Source organism: Moorena sp. SIO4G3 (genome assembly GCF_010692305.1).
GTDB lineage: Bacteria > Cyanobacteriota > Cyanobacteriia > Cyanobacteriales > Coleofasciculaceae > Moorena > Moorena producens_A.
In genome coordinates, this window is record NZ_JAAHIG010000563.1 from 1 (window position 1) to 4,060 (window position 4,060).

The 4,060-nt window shown below is 42.2% G+C and carries 5 protein-coding genes; all 5 read right to left on the reverse strand.

Going from position 1 to position 4,060, the window contains the following annotated elements; all coding sequences use genetic code 11:
• Positions 1-62: 62 nt before the first annotated feature.
• On the reverse strand, positions 63-248 hold the full coding sequence (locus tag F6J99_RS42720; protein ID WP_293122924.1) for a hypothetical protein: 186 nt from the start codon (positions 246-248) through the stop codon (positions 63-65).
• A 52-nt stretch (positions 249-300) separates the two neighbouring features.
• On the reverse strand, positions 301-894 hold the full coding sequence (locus F6J99_RS42725) for a sigma-70 family RNA polymerase sigma factor (RefSeq protein ID WP_293122927.1): 594 nt from the start codon (positions 892-894) through the stop codon (positions 301-303).
• Between the two features lie 317 nt (positions 895-1,211).
• Positions 1,212-1,577 carry a hypothetical protein gene (locus F6J99_RS42730; RefSeq protein ID WP_293122930.1) on the reverse strand — a complete coding sequence of 122 codons (366 nt, stop codon included), beginning with the start codon at positions 1,575-1,577 and terminating at the stop codon, positions 1,212-1,214.
• A 378-nt stretch (positions 1,578-1,955) separates the two neighbouring features.
• Positions 1,956-3,215, reverse strand: a complete 1,260-nt coding sequence (gene iscB / locus F6J99_RS42735; protein WP_293122933.1) for an RNA-guided endonuclease IscB — start codon at positions 3,213-3,215, stop codon at positions 1,956-1,958.
• A gap of 438 nt (positions 3,216-3,653) precedes the next feature.
• Positions 3,654-4,060: pyridoxal-phosphate dependent enzyme (locus F6J99_RS42740; protein WP_365975370.1), on the reverse strand; the 407-nt coding region annotated here is incomplete at its 5' end.

Below are 4,060 nucleotides of genomic sequence, written 5' to 3' on the forward strand. Positions count from 1 at the left end.
GGGAACCCCCTTTGGCGGCGCTGCCTTCCCAAGACCGCGCAAATCACGCTAATCAATAAGTTTTACCCCTTTTCTGCATAGCCGACCAACCATAAAGGCTCAACGTAATCAGGTTTCGTCTCCGGGGAACCCCCTTTGGCGGCGCTGCCTTCCCAAGACCGCGCTGCATCGCTTAATAAAAATCTCCCCCATCTCCCCATCTCCCCATCTCCCCATCTCCCCATCTCCCCATCTCCCCATCTCCCCAAACTTCACACACTCTCCATTAATTATGGGTATTCAACCAGACTTGATATTACTTCACGATAAGCCATAGTCTTCGAGCATAGAGTTGTCGATATCAAAAAAATAGTCTCTCAAAACTTTTCTCATACGCTGATATCGTTTTCGCAAGGCTGTATTACTTGCTAAGTTTAGGCGTTCTTCAATTTCAATCCAGGACAATTCCTCCATCACTCGTAACACAAAAATATCAAAATCTAGAGGACTTACTAGTTGTCTAATATCTGATAGTATTTCCTTGACATATTGATCCGATAAATAATCGGAAGCATCATTGGAGCTAATCTGGTATTCTATAGCGCTAAACTCACGTTCTTTTTTCCAATGCTTTCCTTTCTTGGCAAAATGCTCTCTAATCACATTTAAGCAGGTTGTTCTTAGCCAAGCTGATGGATTTTCAATATGTTGTCCAGATTCAATTTTGCTAACTCCGCGAATATAGCTTTCAATAAAGATGTCAAAAATATCAAATTTGTGTTCAAGGTTGAACTGCTTGAGTCGGAATTCAATAAATGCAAACAGTCCTGATTTCTCTCGTTGGTTTAAAATAGAATTAACAGCGGCATCAAATTGTTTACGATTAGGGGACTTTGGAGGTTTTCTAGGTTGCATATAGTGTAGTTCCTCGGTAAAAATAAAAGCACATGATGCCCTGACTTTAAATTGTATTTGAGAAACCTTATAATCACTATTACTCACTTAGTGACGATTAAGTCTCGATTTGTGACATTGATAAGTAGGTAGAGTAAAATACATTCATCAAGGGTATAACCATGAAACAATCAGGTTACGGAGCTGTGTTGCCAAATTGGCATAAAAAATCTTTCCATAGCGGTGTTTTAGTATGCCCCTACTTACAGTTGTCCAAGAGTGACCCTAATCACTATAGCCCTTGTAATCATCAAGGAATTACCACATCAGTTGCCACATTAATTGTAGGTACCCATGGCTTGGGCTCCCGATGCTTGCGGGCAATTGCCTGTGGTCAGCTCCCAGTCAGAACTGCTGTAGACGTAAGTGATGCGGATATGCTCTAGGATTATGTAGAAGCAGGTAGATTTTAGCCAGTCTGACGGGTCTTGAATATCTTGTCCAGATTCAATTTTGCTAACGCCACGAAGACAGCCTTCAAAAAGTATCTGGCCTATATCAAGTTCCTGTTCAAGATTGAAGTACTGGAGTTGGCGTTTAATAAATGTATATACCTCAGAGTTTTCTTTTTGGTTCCAGCTAGAATCAACTACTGCATCAAATTTTTGACGATTAGGGGATTTTAGGAGGTCTTGGGTTTGCATCGGGTGTACTTCCTCTAGAAAAATCAACATACAAAGTTCAGGCTTATTACTTCAGTTTTTCTTGAAAAAGCCTAATCATTATTCTTAATAAATAATGAGAATTAAGTCTTGATTTGTGACACTGATCTAGTTTGACCGGTCAGCTAAGGCGCGACCCCCATGCGACACTTTATGCAAACAGCTATCAGCCCCTTAGCCCCTACAGCGAACGAGCTTAGGTTCGACTTATAACCAAAAGCTCAGTTGACTTGAGGTGTCTTTCCAAAGTGGAAAGCCTTGGCACCAGTTCGTGTAGGTGTCTTTTTAGGGAGATCCGTGGTGCCTAGGGTGCTCAAGGTGCTCACAGCAAACGATCAAGGGATGAAAACCAGGTAATTTCTAGGAAAAGCTGTAATTATATCCGTCCTTCCGGTGAACTTTCATCAAGTTTTTACAGTGAATGTTTACAAGTTTGTGTCCCTCAACGGTAAAACCAAACGAGTTACTACTACTTCTGGGATTAACTCGACCAAAGTCACCAGTTAAGACATTTCTAGCAATATCCCCGCTACACCAACCTTTGATTGGCTTGAGTGGATTATGCCTGATCGGGTAGCCGTACTTATTCAGTGCGGCTTTCTGTCTTCCTCCTTGCCCTTTACAGATGACTAGTAGTGGTTGGTTGGTCAAGAGTTCTAGAAACTCAACCTCGCCGACACATGCTGCGTCGATCCAATGTTGTTTGGGCAGTCCCAGTCTAATCCGATTATATTTAGTTTGAGCACCTGTGCCAGTGACAACAGGTAGAAGGCGACTCATAACTTTGACTAGCTTATCTGTTGTCGCATTTACGGCGGCTGAATCTTTAAGAGGTTTTTTAGCAAAGGATTTAATCTTTTGCAGTAGCCCTGGTTTATTTTTTAGAAAGTCCTCGATCGGTTTATTTCCTTTCTTTTGGTTACATTTATCACAGGACAAACACAAGTTACTAACCCGGTTGCTTCCGCCCTTAGACTGGGGTTGGATGTGTTCTATCTGCAAAGGGATATCTTTCTTGCCACAGTAAGTGCATTCCCTATCCCACTTTTCGAGTAGATACTCCCTGACTTCATATCCAGCCAGGGAACCTTGCTGATACTCGATACCACTAATTTCTGGATTAGAAATTTTTTGGGTATCAAATTTAACTCGCTCTATCCAGATTTCCGATACGGGAGCGAACTTAATCAAACGTTCGACCCAAGTTTGGATCGTAAGTATGCGATGCTCCAAACTGGGAGGAAGCCAGTTCTCACTACGTCTACGGTTTAGACATCTCGGTTTTCTGTAGCGAGTAGTTCGGCCACGTCTGCGACTTCTTACGGCTCTTCTGGATTCTAACTTCTTTTTGATCAAGGAACCTCTGTGTTGTAGCTCCATAGCCCAAATAACTTGATTATTCTGAACCAAAGAAAAACCTGTGAACTTACTTCCTGGATCTATTTTTATCTGACATGACAACAGCAAGGGATTGTCGATAGCAGTTTTCAAGATGATAGTAAAAGGATACATCCTAAAAACCGCCGCCTTACCTTTGTCCAACAACCTACGTGCCTTTTTGGGTGACATAGGGTTGAGTGGTCGAAAGTTTGTATCAATCACGAAAACGTAGTTTTGCATCGTTAAATGCCTCAAAATTGGTAATGTGTGCCTCGACAATGTTGTCAGAGCTTTTTAGGCTAGTAACACGTTTTGCCTTCGTCTTAATCACTAGCGATAGAGCTACAAACTGGCGTTCATTCGTAGGTATCATCACTCAAACAACGTAGGAAGTTAATCCTGAGTCTGCATCTTAGCTAGGTAAATCCCGGAAATATCCGGAGCTTACCAAGGCTTTAACTAAGAGAGCAAGGCTTGATATTGATCCATATCAATTACAATACCAAGTTTGCTTGCATCTGTGACAGTACTCGAAAGGGTACTTTTATTTGTTTTTATTTGTGTTACGCTTAAAGATTAGTAACAAGTTTCAAGGATTTCTTTCTGCTCCCTGTTCCCCGTTTCCCGTTCCCATTGGCTGAATACTTACAAAGATTACTGACCCTTGAGCCTTTTTCCTCAAGAGGTGCAATCACCCACAGAAAGTCCTTTAGATCCCAACCATTCCCGATTGAATAGCCGTGACTGATAACGACCACCGCCATCACAAAGTACAGTCACAATTGTGTGGCCAGGTCCCATTTGTTTAGCCAGAGCAACAGCAGCTCCGACATTAATCCCGACAGACCCTCCCATAAATAATCCATCCCGGCTCAGCAACTGGTAAACTACCCGGAGACATTCGTGGTCATCAATTTGAATGGCATCATCAATGGGAGCTCCTTCCATATTCCCAGTAATACGGCTGTTACCGATACCTTCTGTAATAGAGCTACCTTCCGGTTTAATAACACCGGTCTTGACATAACTGTATAAACCGCTACCCATGGGGTCAGCTACCACACATCGAAGGTTAGGATTTTTTT

Excerpts from the sequence above, each read along its gene's own strand:
- F6J99_RS42725 (WP_293122927.1), bottom strand. The coding sequence starts at position 894 with ATGCAACCTAGAAAACCTCCAAAGTCCCCTAATCGTAAACAATTTGAT.
- F6J99_RS42730 (WP_293122930.1), bottom strand. The coding sequence starts at position 1,577 with ATGCAAACCCAAGACCTCCTAAAATCCCCTAATCGTCAAAAATTTGAT.
- iscB (WP_293122933.1), bottom strand. The coding sequence starts at position 3,215 with ATGCAAAACTACGTTTTCGTGATTGATACAAACTTTCGACCACTCAAC.